13 protein-coding genes are annotated in these 18,046 nt (G+C 40.5%); 7 read left to right on the top strand and 6 right to left on the bottom strand.

The window, feature by feature from the left end:
• Positions 1-5: 5 nt before the first annotated feature.
• The 5 genes from WC614_08935 to WC614_08955 all read left to right on the top strand — a co-directional run bounded on the left by WC614_08935 (position 6) and on the right by WC614_08955 (position 3,301).
• Positions 6-638 (top strand): hypothetical protein, encoded by a 633-nt coding sequence (locus tag WC614_08935; GenBank protein MFA5033131.1) that lies wholly within the window; start codon positions 6-8, stop codon positions 636-638.
• Between the two features lie 8 nt (positions 639-646).
• On the top strand, positions 647-1,300 hold the full coding sequence (locus tag WC614_08940) for a hypothetical protein (protein ID MFA5033132.1): 654 nt from the start codon (positions 647-649) through the stop codon (positions 1,298-1,300).
• A complete protein-coding gene (locus tag WC614_08945) occupies positions 1,297-1,956 on the top strand; it encodes a hypothetical protein (GenBank protein MFA5033133.1) in 660 nt (219 codons plus the stop codon). The genes WC614_08940 and WC614_08945 overlap by 4 nt, the downstream gene beginning before the upstream one ends.
• An 8-nt stretch (positions 1,957-1,964) precedes the next feature.
• On the top strand, positions 1,965-2,510 hold the full coding sequence (locus WC614_08950) for a hypothetical protein (GenBank protein ID MFA5033134.1): 546 nt from the start codon (positions 1,965-1,967) through the stop codon (positions 2,508-2,510).
• Positions 2,511-2,632: 122 nt separating this feature from the next.
• Complete coding sequence (locus WC614_08955) at positions 2,633-3,301, top strand: class I SAM-dependent methyltransferase (GenBank protein MFA5033135.1); 669 nt, start codon at positions 2,633-2,635, stop codon at positions 3,299-3,301.
• 222 nt (positions 3,302-3,523) lie between these two features.
• Here WC614_08955 and WC614_08960 read toward each other — a convergent pair whose 3' ends face one another.
• The 6 genes from WC614_08960 to WC614_08985 form a co-directional block, all read right to left on the bottom strand.
• Complete coding sequence (locus WC614_08960; GenBank protein MFA5033136.1) at positions 3,524-4,237, bottom strand: hypothetical protein; 714 nt, start codon at positions 4,235-4,237, stop codon at positions 3,524-3,526.
• Between the two features lie 350 nt (positions 4,238-4,587).
• Positions 4,588-6,537, bottom strand: a complete 1,950-nt coding sequence (locus WC614_08965) for a hypothetical protein (protein MFA5033137.1) — start codon at positions 6,535-6,537, stop codon at positions 4,588-4,590.
• Positions 6,538-6,551: 14 nt separating this feature from the next.
• Complete coding sequence (locus tag WC614_08970; GenBank protein MFA5033138.1) at positions 6,552-7,745, bottom strand: sigma-70 family RNA polymerase sigma factor; 1,194 nt, start codon at positions 7,743-7,745, stop codon at positions 6,552-6,554.
• 130 nt (positions 7,746-7,875) lie between these two features.
• Positions 7,876-8,703, bottom strand: a complete 828-nt coding sequence (locus WC614_08975; protein MFA5033139.1) for a hypothetical protein — start codon at positions 8,701-8,703, stop codon at positions 7,876-7,878.
• Positions 8,704-9,718: 1,015 nt separating this feature from the next.
• Entirely contained in the window at positions 9,719-13,801 is a 4,083-nt protein-coding gene (locus WC614_08980; protein MFA5033140.1) for a Ser-Thr-rich GPI-anchored membrane family protein, read from the bottom strand.
• A 187-nt stretch (positions 13,802-13,988) separates the two neighbouring features.
• A complete protein-coding gene (locus tag WC614_08985) occupies positions 13,989-15,200 on the bottom strand; it encodes a kelch repeat-containing protein (protein MFA5033141.1) in 1,212 nt (403 codons plus the stop codon).
• A 400-nt stretch (positions 15,201-15,600) separates the two neighbouring features.
• On the opposite strand from WC614_08985, the gene WC614_08990 reads away from it, so the two are divergent.
• Together WC614_08990 and WC614_08995 are read left to right on the top strand one after the other, a co-directional pair.
• On the top strand, positions 15,601-16,137 hold the full coding sequence (locus WC614_08990; protein ID MFA5033142.1) for a hypothetical protein: 537 nt from the start codon (positions 15,601-15,603) through the stop codon (positions 16,135-16,137).
• Between the two features lie 232 nt (positions 16,138-16,369).
• Entirely contained in the window at positions 16,370-17,998 is a 1,629-nt protein-coding gene (locus tag WC614_08995; protein ID MFA5033143.1) for an FG-GAP-like repeat-containing protein, read from the top strand.
• Positions 17,999-18,046 lie beyond the last annotated feature (48 nt).

The raw sequence follows: 18,046 nt of genomic DNA on the forward strand, positions 1-18,046 counted from the left end.
GAAAAATGAAAAACAAAATAACTTTACTTTTAATCGGTTTGCTCATCTCCGCGCTTTTCCCTGCCACGGGCAAAACGGAAAACATCGGCCTCAAAATCCCGCAAATGTTTTGCTTCTCGGAATCATTCTCAAATTATAAATCTTCGGGCAATACATTCTCCATCAAAAACGGCGAGTGGCAAGGAGAAACCATTGATGAACCGCCTTCCGGTGGAATCGGAGCTTGTGCGCTTGAATCGTTTGGTAGTCTGATGGGCGGCGCAATTGGCTCGCTTCCGAGTTTATTTTGTGCATTTCAGACGCTTTATATACTTTACGATGGTTCATATCAGTATAAGGATATAGTAATCGGTACGGGACTTTGTATAGCTACGTCTTTCATTATTCCACTGGGTTCAGCCGCGGGAACAAGCCTCGCAGGAAGCATAATGCACCAGGAAAGTTCGTTCAAAAAAGCATATAGAGGAGCATTAAAAGGAGGCTTAATCGCATGGGGAATATCCGCAACAGCACTAACTCTCATCGCCTTATGTGACCCGGAGTCCCGGAGTACTGCTCCGACAATGGGTATTACATTTACTCTTCCAATAATGGCATTTGGTTGCATTATCGGCAGCGTAAACGGATATAATAAATAGGAGATAAAATGAAAAACAAAATAACTTTCCTTTTAATCGGATTGCTCGTCTCCGCATCTTTACCGATCGCAGGCAAAACAAAGAACATTGGATTAAAAACATCCCTGTCCGAAACAGAAAAATTCCTGCGATGGAATGTACTTGAGTTTGGTATAAGCATGGGCACTATAGAATATTTTGAGTCTAATACAATAGGTAAAGGTTGCGGACTCGGTATGAAAGTATTAAGCGCAGACATCTTTTTCCCGAAATATAAAATCGGGATAGGTACTGCATTGGCTGAAGTAGCAATGTTGCCCTCAGACAATATGGATACACCGGATAGATGCGTAGCCGCCGCCTTCCCTCTCACTATTTACGGAACGCTTTATCATAATGAATGGGGTCTTGGAAGATGTAAATTCGTTAATACAATTAATTGTTTTGGGGAAGTTTTAAGTATCCCTACGAAGATTATATGGCCGGATGCTCCGATAACCTTAGGTTGCGGCGTTGAATGGACACCGGGCTTACTTCTGAATCTCAAAGCCGGATACCGTAGAATCTTAGGTTCCCATTTTCACTATCCGGATGGCTCGCCTACACCGGACGAATCATCTTTGTATGCATCCTTGAACTTATTTTTAGGAGCAGTCAATCCTATAACAAAAGGAGCAAAATGAAAAATAAAATAAAAAACAAAATAACTTTACCGCTGATAATAATAACAATGTGGATTTCTGTCGGTCAAAACATTTGCCTCGCATCAAACGAACAAGACTCCCTCAAAACACCTGAACTGAAAAATTTCGGCTCTCCTAACGTTAACAGCAAGATAACACTGCCCTCAAATGTTTTATATTCGGGCACATCGAACGACTCTTTCTTTACTTCGTTCAGCTCGTCTGCGAAGAGCATCACCGATAACGAGGAGCGCGAAGCCATCAATAAACAAAATGCTTTGGGGGATGAAGGATGCGGAGCTTTTATTGGCGGATTAAGCGCACTAGCCCTTAGTATCCCAATCACCAGTACGCTTTGTGCCGGAAGAACCGATGATTTTGCAATCCTTGCTCAATTATATTATTTCTCAATGTCAAGTCTGATTCTAACCCCCATATGCGCTTCAATAGGCGTATCAGTAGCAGGGGACAAAAGAAATCAAAAAGGCTCTTTTCCAAAAGCATTCCTTGGAAGTATAGCCGGAGGAGCCCTGGGAGCAATTGTAGGGAGTATTCCCGGGGTAATACAAAAAGATACTAACGTTTCTTTTTTCGGCTCCATTATTGGTTGGGAATTAGGAAGTGTCCTTGGTAGCGTAAAAGGTTACAATTTTTAGGAGATACAATGAAAAATAAAATAACTTTACTTTCAATCGGTTTGCTCGTCTCCGCATTCTTGCCCGCAACGGGCAAAACGGAAACATTATTACGTTGGAATTTGCTTAGTTGTGAATGCAATAAAGGTCCTTACTCGGAATGCGGGGGGCAAATGGAATTACTGGGAATAGATTTCTTTTTCCCGAAGTATAATTTCGGGATAGGTTCTGCTCTTGCAGAAATCATAGAATTACCGTATCATGAAAGTCATCACGAAATGGATGATTTAGCCCCCTTCGATAATTTTACTGTTGCTCCAATTAATCTTTATTATCTTCTTTATTACAATAAATGGCATCTCGGCAAACTTCAATTTGCCAATACGGTTGATTGTTTTGCAGAGTTTTGGTTTCTTTATCCCCCTCGTTCCGGAAGTTTTGGTATTGAATGGTCCCCCGGCACTTTATTAAAATTACGTGTAGCTTACACGGATATTTTTCAGGAACATAAATCCGCATTTTACGTTTCCTGCGGTCTGTCTTTAGGAGCAATTAATATATTAGGGGGAGAATAAAATGAAAAATAAAATAACGTTACTTTTAATCGGTTTGCTCATCTCGGGATTCTTCTCGGACACTGGCAAAACAGGAAACATCTTGACATAGTAGCAACAGGGTATAATAAATAGGAGGAAAAATGAAAAACATTTCAACTGACACATTGGAAAATTCGTCAATTCTCTGGGACTCTTTATGGACGAATAAATTTACTAATTTTCATCGCCGGTTCACGGTCTCTCAACCCGTTGAAAATTTCGTCCGACATCAACTTTATTTTAAGGCGATAAACAAACTTTTGAAAGGCTCTTGCGTCGGGAAAAATATTCTTGAATTGGGATGCGGAACGGGTAGCAATAGTTTATACCTTGCTTCTACGCGACAGGTGAATTCCGTTACCCTACTTGATTTTAGTCCGGAAGCTATGACAAACGTAAAAACGGAAACATATCCCTGTAACGTGAAAAAAATCTCAAAAGACCTTTTGAAATTTTCTCCCACAAAAAGATATGACTTTGTTCACAGCACTGGATTAATAGAACATTTCTCCGGCAAAGAACGTCTCTACGCGATAAAAAAACACAGCCAATGCGCCCGTCCGGGAGGACTGGTTATGATTTGGGTGCCGATTTTTTCCCCGACTTTTAACTGTATCGGAATGTTCAACCGCTGGATAGGAATCAAAGAACTGCCTTTTACAAAAATCGAAATGTGGGTGTTGTGCTTACAAAGTAATCTCGAGATTATCAACGAAGGAGAAACCGCCTTTGGTGCTCTATATGGCGTCCTCTGCAGAAAAATTGGTTAAAGATGGGGCAATTAAGTTTCGTAGGGGCGAATGGTCATTCGCCCTTTTTGTTGTTTGTCATTTGGCACAAAAGTGTCATCCCGCTTGGGCGGTGACTGAGCGTAGAGAAGAATCTCTCTGTCTTCTTTTATTCGTGCCCATTGAGTTTACCCTGAGCTTGCCGAAGGGCGTTCATTCGTGGATAAATATTTCTGTTCTCCGTTTTTCCTTTGTATAGATTACTTAAAACCCCGAAACCTTCTCAAGGTCAAAAATTACTCTGGAACTGTCTAATTTTGTGTATTCAAAACGAACAATTCCATATTGATGTTGAAAATAATAAGTTGCTTTATACGTTCCCTTTTCGCTTGTAGCTTTCGCATCAATCTCTAAACATCCCGGGAAAACTTTCATTGGCGTCCGGACATCTTTTCGCGCGGTAATCCGGGAATATGTTTTTATACGACACGTTGCTTCCCCTCCGTATCGGTCTGCATAGATATTTACATAGACAAATTCTGTCTTCTGCCCTTTTTCTAAAAAAGTCCCCAATTCAACCGGGGCCTGACCAAAAATCATCATAAAATTCAATTCAACATAACACGGCGTGGAAAAAACCATACGGTTTGAATCTTCATCGATTTCACAAATACTTTCAAGCTTATGGGCGTTGTCGGGAAGAATATTCTTCTGAAGGTATGTCCATTTTGCCAGTAAATGCTCTTTATTATCCTGAAATAGGGAAGGAGCGCCTTTTACTATATCCAAACTTATTGTTGGAGAATCCGTAGTGTCCCCTTCAGGATTAATAAAAAATATCCTGTAAATCCACTGCCTTCCGAGTTTTAGTATTTCTTTGTCTTTTGAAAAAGATATGTTTTTATCCGAAGAATCTACCTGCGCTGAAGCCGAAAAAGAAAACAGGATAAGGTAAAACAAAATAAATGTTTTCCTCATTTTACCCCCCTTGGCAAACTCACTGTTTCCATTCTTACTTCTTTTTGTTTGTTTCTCTCTCCTCTGATTTTCTGATAACCTGGTTCTCTGATATACCCCCCCCATCTCCCCATCTCCGTGCTTGCCCGCCGCAGGAGGGTCCCCGCATCTGTTTTTTTATCCTGTTAATCCTGTCTGAATCTTCTGTATTCTTTTTGTAGTTTATTTCTTCTCAGTTTTCTTTTCATCTTCTTTATCTGCGAAATCTGCGTCCAAAAAATTTCTTTCCGTTTGATGTCTCTTCGTAGGGGCGATCCGTCGGATCGCCCCTTTTTCGTTGTTGTCACTCTTACTTCATCGCTCCCTATTTGTTATATTCTTTTCCTTTTAAGAGAAAAATTTATATCCTTCACTTTTTGCCCTTCTTTCAGACTCAACCATTCAACATTCTTTGGGGTTTCCACAAAATAGTGTTTATTGTCAAAATTATCGGACTTCGCTAATTCAACGTTGTTGTGCCATTTATCAGTATACCCCTTTGTTGAAACTGTCCGTATCGTATACTCTCCGGGTCTCAGATTTTTCAATTCATACTTGCCTTTTTTAACATACGCGCTTTTTACAATATGTCCCGTCTTATCATAAACCGATACTGTCACAGGTAATAGAGGAGTTTCCTTCTTCCCTACGGAAACATTCCCGGAAATGGAACAATTTGCATTAACCATATCAAAATTTACATCAAACTCAGGCTTTCCTTTTTTTACCTCTATGGTTTTTGTCCTGGTATCATCAAAAGTTTCCCCTCCGCCATAATATTGAGACGGATAGTCGTTACACAGGACTTCAAGTTTATATTCCCCGACAGGTAGACTTTTTACTTCATATCCCCCGCAAAAAGTACTCGTTCCATAACCGGCTACGCTCCCGCTCTTTGAATCGTAAGCAATGATTGTGCATAAAGAACTGTCCCCGTCTATAGCGACCTCGTTGTATTTTACGAACCCCTGTATCCATCCTCCCTGTTGCATTTTAACGGTCACGGGACTTGTCTTATATCCGCCTTTAACTTCTATGAAAGTTGCATTTTCAAGACGGTTTGCGTTTTTATAATATGTTGCGCCGTAAGAAATACCGGAACTCCTTTCCCCGAAATAACTTATATAAACGGTATATTTACCGGGGAAAATATTTGGATATTCAAAATTGCTTCCGCCTACACCCCAGCAACTCCTGTTATTTCCTGTTTCACCTTCATTGATAATACAAATAGTTGCTCCTTCGGTAACAGGTGTTCCGTTTTCATCAACAACGGATATCGGGATTCTTCCTCCCTCTTTCAGATACATCTTAATGCCCTTTATATTCTGCCCCGTCGCTACGCTTATTAAATCCGCATCCGTATAACCGGCAGCGCATTTATAAAATTGGTCGGCATAAGGACTTCCGGTATTATAACCTGCGCGGGTCCTAAGCGTATATTCTCCGCTGTCCAAACCGCAGAATTCAAAATATCCCGATGAATCCGTATTGAAACTTTCCGACTCGCAATAAATTGTAACGTTTGAAACAGGCAACTTAGTCTTCTCCGAATAAACGTTGCCTGATATTTTCCCGCCTTTCTTTACCGAAATATCAATGTTTTTTGTCGTGTCATTCGGAGCTATATTTATCATAGTTGCGTCTTCCCAGTCCTGTACCTGCCCGTAATATGTACCGATATAATTTCGTAATGAAATATACACTTTGGAATTGCCCGATTTAATACCGCTTATTTTGTAATTTCCTGAAGAATCGGTATGCGTTGAATGACTGCTGTAAGAATATATTTTGTATGCATCATAAACGGAAATAACTATGGAATCGTAAACCGGCTTGCCACCGCACTTTATATTCCCCGATAGCGTACTCCCCGTCTCAAGATAAAAGTCAACAGTTGACAGTTTCTTGTCTTTTTCAACGTTAACAAGAGAAGCATTTCTCCAGCCCCCGGCGCTTTTATAGAACTGTTTAAGATAGTTCCCGTTCGTTCCCCATTCATTTGAAGGAATGCAAAAATAATAAGTCCCCACCTGAAGAGGTTGATATTCCATACTGTACCTGCCGTCTATATCGGTCTTACTTAGAGTAATGATGTCCCCATATTTATCGTATATCCATACGCTAACACTTGCTGCCGGTTTGTTTGTGACTTTGTCAAATACCGTTCCGGAAACGTCACCATAATCTTTGGGCGTTATCTTAACCATTGACTGCTCCTGACCTCCACTTTGAATTGTTAAGATACTAACCCCCAATAAACATAAAAGATATTTAAACATCGTTCCCTCCTTTTTTACTTTAATTTATATATTTCCTTTCTGTATGTCTCCCTATGCCGCGAACTATCCAAATAAACGCCTCCGTTGGAATCGCGCAAAGTATCTATTCTGGAAGAATCACGAATTGTTTTAAGAGTAGACGCTTTAACAAAACCGTTATAGGAACTTAATTCCGGAACAGCCGTTGGCGTTTCTCCCTTAGGCCGACCGGCGGTAGATGTTATGGTAAAAGTAGTACAGCTCCTGGTGGCAATGTCACCGGTTATTGGGTCGATGGTTCGAGTGATGTTGCAGGTGTAAGTAGTGCAGGGAATACCATAGTCGGCTTCTTTATTTTCAGAAACCTTTTTTGTATTTCCACAAGTCAACGATTCTCCGTCTTCGTTAATTTTTGGTGCTTCCGCGCATTTTGTATTTACGTTTGTTTTCAATGTCCCGGTAAATTCCGTTTCCGTATACTTTAAATACGAAAACGGCAAAATGGCAATAATAACTATTGCAATACCCGTTAAAAACACTCTTCTAAAATTAAATACCTGTTTAACTTTTTCAGGATAAACGGGGTGCGTAGTTAAATTGCTTGCATTATTAAACATATCCATTTTTCCTAACTCTTTCAAAAGTTCTAAAGGAGCTGCCTCTGAAATGCCGGAAATTAACAATGTCCCCAATAATGCGTTTCCGATAATAATACCCTTCTTTTTAAGCCCTTTCCTGAGATCCTCTATCCCTGCCTTTATTTTTCGTGATACGGTAGCCTGGGATATCTCCAACTCGGTGGCAATAATTTCCTGCCTTTTCCCCTGCAAAAAATGCTGTATGAGAAACATTCTTGATTCCTCGCCCATACTTATTAATACCTCATCAATATAATGAGAAATATCTTTCCATTGAGAAGCTTTTGTCGGTGTCATTGTATAATCAATTTCTCTTTTTTGCCTTGAAGAGTCTTTGCGGATAATGTCTATTGCCGTTCGGGTTGCCGCTTTGTGCAGCCATCCCGATAATGAACGGGTAATATTGTCGGGACTTTGCAGTAAACGGTAAAATGTGTCCTGGGCTGCATCTCTGGCTCTCTCCCGGTCTCTTAAAATACGATAACATACGGAATAAACAAGCCCTGCGTAACGGTTTATAATCTCGGTAAATGCCTCAGGGTCTCCCTTCAAGGCTAACTTTTGTATTAAAATGTTGTCTGAGTCTTCCATTGTTTTATTTGACTATTCAAAACTTTCTACTTATAAGTCGTAGCGGATCTAAAAATTATTCAATAAATCTTTTTTATGCACGGAAAATTTTCCACCGCCATACAAAACACATAATTTCTATCTACAAAACCTACCCGTTATTATTCTCAATAAATTTTCGGAAGTTTAATATGAATTCATCAAAATCAATTCCGTAAATATCTTTGAAAACTTTATTATGATTATTGTCTTTTAATAAACTCTTCATATAGACTAAGAATTTTTCTCTCCCCCGGGTTTCAATTAAATAATCAACGATACAGGCAAACTCGGAATACATAAATGGAGGTATATATTTTACGTTAAGTTTAATTTGAGATTCTTTCTTAGTATGAAAATAATGAGGTGGCATAAAATTACCTTGTTTTATTAAAGTATATGTTTCTTCTTTACTCGGGTAGAAAGACGTTCCCATCTGGTTTACGCTGTACGTCGCAATCCCTTCCAATAACCATTTTGGATATTTAAGTCCGGCTAAGATTCCTTTGTTTTGCAATATTATAGAATGTGACAACTCATGTTTTAAGTAAATCTCCATAGATATTTTTCCCTCTTCTGCTTCTTTTTGAGCCCACGGGGAAACAACGATATTCCCGTTCGTAAATGCGCAAAAACGAGCTTTAGATAGTGAACGGTGTGAATATGTTCTTTTATCACGGAAGAAAAATATCTTTGGCTTGCTCTTGAATTTTAATTCATGAAACTTTTCTACTGAAGGTATTAATGAATCAACCCAATCGTAATTGGTTGAATTGTTATCTTTTTGTATATATATAATGGTGTTAGATAATGTATGTTTTGTAAAACCGATTATTATCGGAGAATATGGAAATAATTTCCCAAAAACAAATATGTATGTTAAAAAACTTAGGAGGATAATAGTTATTCCTATTATTAATGTTATGCTTTTTTTCTTCATCGTTTTAACTTTATAATACTTTTACTTTAACTGTCAATTAAGAAAACTATAAATTGAGATACTCCGTATCCTTTTATCAAGAGAAACTATTACGATAAAAAGCTCTCCCGCAGACAGGCGTGGCTAAAAATTCATTTTTTGTATATATTCGTTTTTATTTTAAATTTGACTTTCATATATCCATTCATTATAATAAAACTAATATAAAAAAATATGAACCCTGTGCTTAACGTAATGTATTTAATACTGGGATTATTTACCATACTATTGGCTGTTTTTAATTGGAACCCCTTTCATAAAAAACCAAAAAATAAAATAAGCAGGATAGCAATCGGAATATTAGGGATAACAATATTATGCGCTCCGTTATTTTTACGGAAATTTCCCGGATATTCTTTCCTCTTGTTGTTATTGTTTTATACTTGTTTTATAATTGAAGATGTTTTCAGGGATTGGAAATAAAATACCCTCTCCCTTTCTTTTCTCCGTGTCCTCTGTTCTTCCTCCCTGTTTACCTGCCGTAGGCATGGCCTGCCGAAGGCAGGTGTGCACTCTGTCTTTTTTGTTAGTTAGAGTTCGTGACGAAGGAACGTTACTCTAACTTATCCAGCTCCGCTGGGTTATCTGTTAACTCTAAATCTTATTTTTTTTCCGTCTTCTTTTTTCTCTGTGTTCTCTGTGGTTAATCTTTTTGTTTATCTGCGTCCAAAAACTTTCCGTTTTTCGTTGCAACTAGTTACAATAAGTTACTATCTATTACTTTTCTTACAGTTTTTATACAAAGCCCTTAGAGCTTTAGCGATTACTTACAAGCTCTTACGTTAGTTAGGGAAAGATTGTGGAACATTAGCGACATCTGGAACATCCCGCTCAGGCGGTGACCGTCTCGGCGGGATTGTCCGGAATCTTTTGCCGGAGGGATTTCTATCCAGTGGACAGATTAGTTGGCCTTAAAAAAAGGCCAGGGGAACCCCTGGCGGAATTCCCCCGACCTCACTTAGTGCTTAGCACTACTTCACAATATAATTTTCTTTGATTCGCTGTAAGTTTCCGTTTTAATCCTGTATAGATAGACTCCGCTCGGTAATACCTTGCCCGTGTTGTCTTTCTTGTCCCAGTCCATTTCGTAATAGCCCGAAGCTTTTTCTCCGCTAATTAGCGTTTTCACCAATCTCCCGCCTTTATCGTAAATCTTTAAGCTGACGTTAGACTTTGCCGGTAATTGGTAGCATAAAGTTATACGGCTTGTTGCAGGATTCGGATATGCCGGGAAAAGTTTATACTCTTTCACGACATAATCCTTAAGTGATTTCACCGATACAATGCTGAAATTTGCATTGCTCATATCATTGATGGTAGAACTGCTGTAGCTCGTTATCTTAACCTTATAATCCGTTGCTATTGTCTGTCCCGTCGGTACCGTCCAGCTGTATGTCCCGGCATTGGCAGTATTGCTTGCTATTCTCAGGTTGTAAGACCCGTTTTTATATAGGTCTATAATCACGTTCCCGCTTACTCCTGCGCTTACCCATGTTATGTTATGAACGGTTCCCTTGCCCCAGCTTTCGCCGCCGTTCGGTGAAGTAACCGTTATGCTCGGCGCTACAATACTGAAATTGTTGTCGCTCATATCGGAGATGGATATGTTGGTCGTGCTCGTTATCTTTATCTTATAATCTGTCCCGGGTGCCTGAGCCGAGGCAATTGTCCATACGTATGACCCGCTGTTGGTTGCGCTGGATGCGATAGTCTTGTTGAATGCTCCGGCTTTATAGAGTTCTATTTTTACCGTTCCTGTTATTCCCGAACTTGTCCATGTTACAGTGTCCGGAGTGTTCGCAACCATTACTTCTCCACCGTTTTGCGCGGTAACCGTTATGCCTGTCCCCGATACCGTAATGCCAAAGTTGGCATTGCTTTCATCCCATACAGACGTATCCGATACGCCTACTACTCTTACCTTATAATCCGTTCCTATTGTCTGACTCGCGGATATTGCCCAGCTGTAAGTTCCACTGTTACTTACTCCACTTGCCAGAGTGCTGCTGAATACACCGCTCTTGTATAAATCTATGTTTACGTTTCCACTTACACCGGAACTTGTCCACGTTACGTTGTGTGAACTTCCCGCAAGCCAGCTTTCCCCGCCATTCGGTGAAGTAACAACGACGTTCGGTTTTGTTATGCTGAAGTTGCTGTTGCTCTCATCTTTGACGGACGTGTCGGATACGCTTGTTACACGTACCTTATAATCCGTTCCTGTTGCCTGGCTTCCGGATATCGCCCAACTGTAAGTTCCGCTGTTGCTTATGTTGCTTGCTATTGCGCCGTTTAATACTCCGCCTTTATATAAATCTATGTTTACGTTTCCTGTCACTCCAGAACTTACCCACGTTACTGAATTGGTAGTGCTGACTGCCCAGCTTTCTCCACCGTTCGGCGCAGTAACCGTTATGCCGACACTCGGTACCGTAATGCTGAAATTGGCATTGCTCTCGTCATAAACGGTCGGTGCGGATACGCTTGTTACTCTTACTTTATAATCCGTTCCTGCCGTTTGACCTGTCGGAACGTTCCAATTGTATGACCCGCTGTTTGCTACGTCACTTGCTATTGTGCTGTTTAACACGCCGCCTTTGTATAGGGCTATGTTTACGTTCCCCGTTATTCCGGAACTTGTCCACGTTAAGTTGTGCGCGCTGCCTACAAGCCAGCTCTCCCCGCCATTCGGGGCGCTAACTGTTATACTCGTTGTCGGCACGATAATACTGAAATTGGCATTGCTCTGGTCGGTTATAGCGATGTTTGATGCGCTTGTTATCTTTATTTTATAATCCGTTCCTACTAATTGTGCTGCAGGTATAGTCCAGTTGTATGTTCCCGTATTGGCAGTGCTGCTTATTATGGTCATCTTGAATGCGCCTGCTTTGTATAGTTCGATTTTAATATTTCCCGTTACTCCGGCGCTTGTCCATGTTATTGGATAAACGTTACCTCTGCCCCAGCTTTCCCCGCCGTTTGGTGAAGTAACCGTTATGCCTGCTCCTGCAACCGTGAAATTAGCGTTGCTCTCGTCATAAACGGCCGCATTCGTATAACTTATTACTCTTACTTTATAATCCGTTCCCATCGCCTGGGTTGTCGGTATTGCCCAATTATATGTCCCGGTATTGGAAACGCAATTCGTTATTATGCTCTTGTAAACTCCACCTTTATATAGATGTATCCTTACGTAACCGCTCAACCCTGAACTTGTCCATGTTATGGGATTTGTCGTTCCGCCAAACCAACTCTCTCCGCCATTTGGTGTGCTGACGGTTATTGTCGGCGCTGCAACCGTGAAATTGGCGTTGCTCTCATCCCAGATGGTTGGCGCGGATACGCTTGAAATCTTTACTTTATAATCCGTTCCTACTGCCTGGGTTCCTACTGCCCAGTTGTACGTCCCGGTGTTGGAAGTGCTGCTTATTATAGTCTTATTAAGCACTCCGCCTTTGTACAATTCTATCTTGATGTAACCCGTTATTCCGGCGCTTGTCCATGTTATAGGATTAGTGCTTCCCGTTGTCCAGCTCTCCCCGCCGTTTGGTGAAGTCAAAACCAGGTTCTGTACGGTAATATTAAAATTGTTGTCACTTTCATCCCAGAGAGAAGGTGTATTTATGCTTGTTACACGCACCTTATAATCCGAACCTATTGCTTGTCCCCCGGGAATATTCCAGTTATAAGTCCCGTTATTGCTTACGTTGCTTGCTATTGTGCTGTTGAGTACGCCGCCTTTATATAAGTCTATATTTACGTTCCCGACTACTCCGGCGCTTGTCCATTTTATGCTGTAGTAATTGCTGCCAACCCAGTTTTCTCCGCCATTTGGTGCTGTAACTGTGATGTTCGGCACCGTAATGGTAAAATTGTTATCGCTTTCGTCATATATGGTTGGAGCAGATCCCCTTATTACTCTTACTTTATAATCCGTTCCCGTTGCCTGTCCCGTTGGAACTGTCCAATCATATGACCCGGTATTGGCTGTGCCACTTACTATAGTGCTGTTGAAAACTCCACCTTTATATAAGTCTATATTTAAATTGTCGGTCGCTCCGCAGGACCATCTTATCGTATAAACATTGTCCTTGATTAATTTTTCCCCGCCGTTTGGTGTAGTAACTACAACCGCAGAAGATGGCTGGTAGTTCGCATCAATAGGTGCTCCCGGGAAAGCTGCGCCGTTAGCATACGATATCTTGAAATAACCGCCTTGTCCCCAGCTTGTGCCCCATGAGTTTCTTGCTATCCAGCATGAATTCGCATCGTCCCATCCGATAAGCACGATTGCATGATACCCCATAAAACCGCCGTAATCATATGTGTATATACCATTTTCATAATTGTAGAAATCTTCATAAACTTCCATAGTAACCGAAAGGGGATTTTCTAATAATACGGTCTTTAGATTTGCTCCTGAAACACTACTGTAACTGCTGATTTTCTTTACCTGGGTTGCCCAATCCGTACATCTGCTGCATCCGTCGTCGGAAGCAGTATAAGGGTCGCAGGCTTCCGTAGGAATACCGGTGCTCTGGATAAAACTAAATGCCTTGATTGGTTGTCCCCCGCCGCAACTTCCGGCGCCCGAACACGTAACTAATGTCTGCTCGGATAAATTGTAATCTAAATCGGGATTGTTTTCCGCTATGTTTATTAATGCTTCTACTACACCTACTGCGGAAAATGCCCAACAACTTCCACAACTCTTTTGGTCCCTTATTGGAGGCATCCAGTTAATTCCGTCTTTATTTCTCCAGTCGAAAGCGGCAGGAATATCCGCCTTTAATACTTTCACTTGTTTCTCCGGTATTTGTTCCGTAGAAGGTATAGTTCCAAGATAAGCTTTCTTTTCTTCCAGCGTCATCTTTGAAAATTGGTTCTCTCCTGCTGTCCATTTTGCGCCTTTCTGTTTAAGAAACGTATTCAAATTAACAACGTTTACTTTCCCGGTTGCATCCTTAATCGTATCAACCGCAAAAAGATTAGCCGCAAAGAGTAAAACAAAACCTCCTATTGCGCCTCTTGCCATACTTCTGAAACTTTTCTTAATCATACCTTCCCCCCTTTTTGAAAAATATTTCATAAAATTGTAGTAAATACCCCTATATATAATTATATTTACTTACTGATACAATATGTTGTTTTTGTCAAGCCCTTTTTGACTTTTTTCTCTGGTTGTAGAAATATACTAGAAATTCTCTTTGCCCGTTCAAAAATAATAAATAACGACTAACAAAAAATTATCTAAGTTTGATAAGTTTTAGAGATTGTTTAGAGTTGTTCCTTACGAAGTATATACCTTGTTTTGCGTTTTTCCCCATTAAGTCTTTGCCATTCCATATACCGTCTTTCGTGATTCCGACGACTCTGCATCCAAGGTCATAGACTTTTAGTTCTTCGTTTGAACCGCAGATTTTCGTGCAAGTATAAAACGGATTAGGATATGCGTTTACGGATAACTGTCCACGGACCACCGGCAAATGTTCTTCCGCCGCTATTTCCCCCGAATACCATACATCATTATAAAGAGTATAAGAAGAATCTCTTCCCCCTATTGCCCATATCTTATCATTTAACGTGTCCGATGCGTGTGTTGCTCTTGCCAGTACTTCTGCGGAATCCGTCGCGCAAATCCATGTTATGCCATTCGTAGAATACCATGCATCATTATAAACCTTACCCGATGCGCCGCTTCCCCCGATTACCCACATTCCACCGTCATATACGACTGACGTATGTCCCGACCTTGCCGCCCATTCTGCGGAATCCGTTGCGCAAGTCCACGTTATCCCATCAGTAGAATACCATACATCGTTGAAATTGTTTCCTATGCCGGCGCCTTTTCCTCCGATTACCCACATTTTATTGTTAAATACGAGTGTCGTATGTCCGGACCTTGCCGACCATTCGGCGGAATCCGTTGCACAAGTCCACGTTACGCCGTCCAGCGAGTACCACGCATCACGATAAATTACTCCCGTGCCTATACCGCTTCCCCCGATTACCCATATCGTATCGTTAAATACAAGTGACGTATGCCCCGACCTTTCCGGCCAATCCGCAGAATCCGTTGCGCAAGCCCATATCGCGCCGTCCGGGGAATACCATACATCGTTATAGAACGTTGCTCCTGCTGCTCCCCCGAGTACCCATATCTTTTCATCGAATACAACCGAACTGTGGCTTCTTCTGTTTATCCAATCCGCAGAATCCGTCGCGCAAGCCCACGTTGCGCCATCCTTAGAATACCATACATCGTTATAATTCGTTGCCCCTGAACCGCCACCACCGATAACCCACAGCGCAGTATCAAAAGTGATTACGGTAGGATTCCTTCTTTTTGACCAGTCTGCGGAATCCGTTGCCTGTATCCAGCCAATAGCCGAAAACAAAGAAGATACGTTTAAAAAGATACAACCTACAACTGCTCCAATCAAACTTTTTGTCCTCATTTCCCCTCCTCTTTCCCTTTGTATTTGGTAATTATATTTTAGTTTTGTAGGGAACGGTTATAACCGTTCCGCTCCAAGTTCTCTGCAGAATCTTTTTATTCATCATTTCTATATCGGAAGCATATCCACCTTTGGTGGAAAAAATAATGTGGAAGAATATTTTGTCAAGACTTTTATCCTTATAATTGCTTTTCGTAATCTCCCAATCCTTATTTTATGTTTTTCTCTTCTCTCTTTCAATCCCTGTTAGATTTTTCCGTTTTTCGTGCCCTTCTATATTTCTTTTTTATTTTCGTGGTTATTTGTTTTCATTTTCTGTTTAGTGTAACTTAGTGGCTTTGTGCTTTTGTGGCGAATCTTTTTTCTGGACAAATTCAAAACCTGTAGCATTTAGAATAATATGCCTGAACAAAGAAAAAAATACAAAAGAAATACCGGCGGCACGGTTTACGAAATAAACAACATTACAATTCAGGAAATAGATATCGGCATAAGAAGATACATCAAAAAATTAAATTCCGGCGGGGGAATCCATACAACTCTTTCCTGCGCCGGACATTATGAAGAGAATCACTGTATAAAATCTCCGTACTTGACGATGAAGTTTGATACCGAAGAAATAAGAAAAAGATTTGTGAAAAATTTATTCCTGCAAAAACCGGAATTTAAGTTGAATTATTGTCGTAATCTTGAAAATGATTTAGGAATTAATATAGTTAAAGACGATTATAAAACAAGCGATAATCTTTTAAAAGAAATAAGAAAAGACTTGTTTGAAAGCATAATCAGAAGCGCAGAAGCAACAAAAAGTATGAAAGAAGTAAAAGTTCCGATTAATTATATTCCTGTAAAAACCGATGACCACAACGGTTATTTCGATATTCATTTGGATAAAAAAAATCACTGCATAAACTGGGAAGTTTATAAACCTCGGTAGGTTTGCCCTCTGCAGTTTGTCATTCTGAGTGCAACGAAGAATCTCTCTGTTTTCTTTTATCCGTGTTCATCCGTGAAAATCCCTGCCTACCGGCAGGCAGGCGTGGCTAAATATTATTTATTTTCTGTTTTTCTTTTTTCCCCTTGACTTTTCCCATCCCTGTATTTAATCTATTCAAAGCTAATAACTAATAAGTTAATAAATATGTAGAATCGTTTAATAAGGAGGAACTATGGAATTTATATTAGCGTTATTTATTTTTAATCAATCTTTCGCGGATTCCAGTTGGCCAAAATATGGCGCTACACTTGAAAACACACGATACCAGGTTATGAGAGGCAAAATGGATAATACTCCCGTCATTAAATGGTCTTATCAAACCGGAGGATTAGTAGAGAGTTCCCCGGCAGTTTTTGACGTCAATAAAGACGACACTATGGATGTTATTGTCGGGAGCACGGATACTAAAGTCTACTCTTTTAACGGAATAACGGGCTTAGTTCAGTGGAGTTACCCGACGGGAGGCTCTATATGGTGCTCTTCTCCTGCTGCAATTGACGTAGACGGTGATGGTATAATAGAAGTCATTATCGGAAGCGAGAACCAAAAAATTAATTGTATTAACGGTTCAACGGGAACCCTGAAATGGCAATTTTCAACGAGAAATTCGTACATCTCTTCGCCGGCAATTGCAGACATTGATACAAACGGAATAATGGAAATAATCGTAGAAAGTAACTGCGCTCCCCTTGGCACGGATACTGCAAATGTCTATTGTATTAACGGGTTAACGGGATTGCAAAAATGGGTTTACAAAACAAGAAGTTACCCGAGTGCGGACGTATGGATTTCCTCGCCGGCACTCGCGGACGTTGATGGAGATAGCATTATGGAAGTATTTATAGGGAGTAAAGATTCATATGTTTACTGTTTGAATGGGATGACCGGCGCCCAAAAATGGGAATACAAAACAACCGGCGCAATCTCTGCTTCGCCTTCAGTTGCAGATATAGATAATAATGATACTTTAGAAGTTGTCATCGGAAACTATAGCGGCAGAATTTATTCCCTTAACGCAAGAACGGGTGCGCTAAAATGGAGTTATAATGCGGTAAATTTGGTATGGGCTTCTACTGCAGTCGCAGACCTTGAGGGAGACGGAATAACCGAAGTACTAACGGGAAGTCGCAGCGGCGGATCTACTCTTTATTGTTTGAACGGAACAACGGGTGGACTGAAATGGGGGCATTCAATGGGGGTTGACGTTCATAGAAGTATTTCGGTCGCAGATATAGATGGAGACAAAAAACTTGAAGTTATCCCGAGCACTTATGCGGTTAATGCCGTATCCGCGCTCAACGGGGAAGATGGTTCCGTTTTATGGTCAAAAGCTTTAATTTCAGGTACTATGGATATACACGATGTATCCATTGCCGATATTGACGGAGACGGCTGCGTAGAACTGTTAGTCGGAACGGCAGAAAAAGTTCTATATGCGCTCGATGATTCCTTAAACTCATCTAATTGCGGGTGTATGGGACTAGAAGAAAAATGGAGCGAAGCGACATCCCGCCTCGGCGGTGATCAAATATCAAATATGGAAATAAGAAAAAATAAGATTTGTTTGTTCGCCTCTAATTCAATAAACGCGGAATTAACTATCTACGACTTATGCGGAAGAATTAAAGAAGTTGTCTATACCGGCACATTGAGTAAAGGCGATTATACCTTTACGCCCAATATAAAAACTAACGGAATTTATTTTGTGAGACTTTCTACGATTTGTCATTCTGAATCCGCCGCAGGCGGGGAAGAATCTAATATATTTACAGAAACGAAGAAGCTAACAATTATAAAGTAATAACGTAGGGAACGCATATATGCGTTCCCTACTGTTTTATGAAATAAT

Source organism: bacterium (genome assembly GCA_041649255.1).
Taxonomy (GTDB): Bacteria; Hydrothermota; UBA3073; order JACQXS01; family JAQTXJ01; genus JAQTXJ01.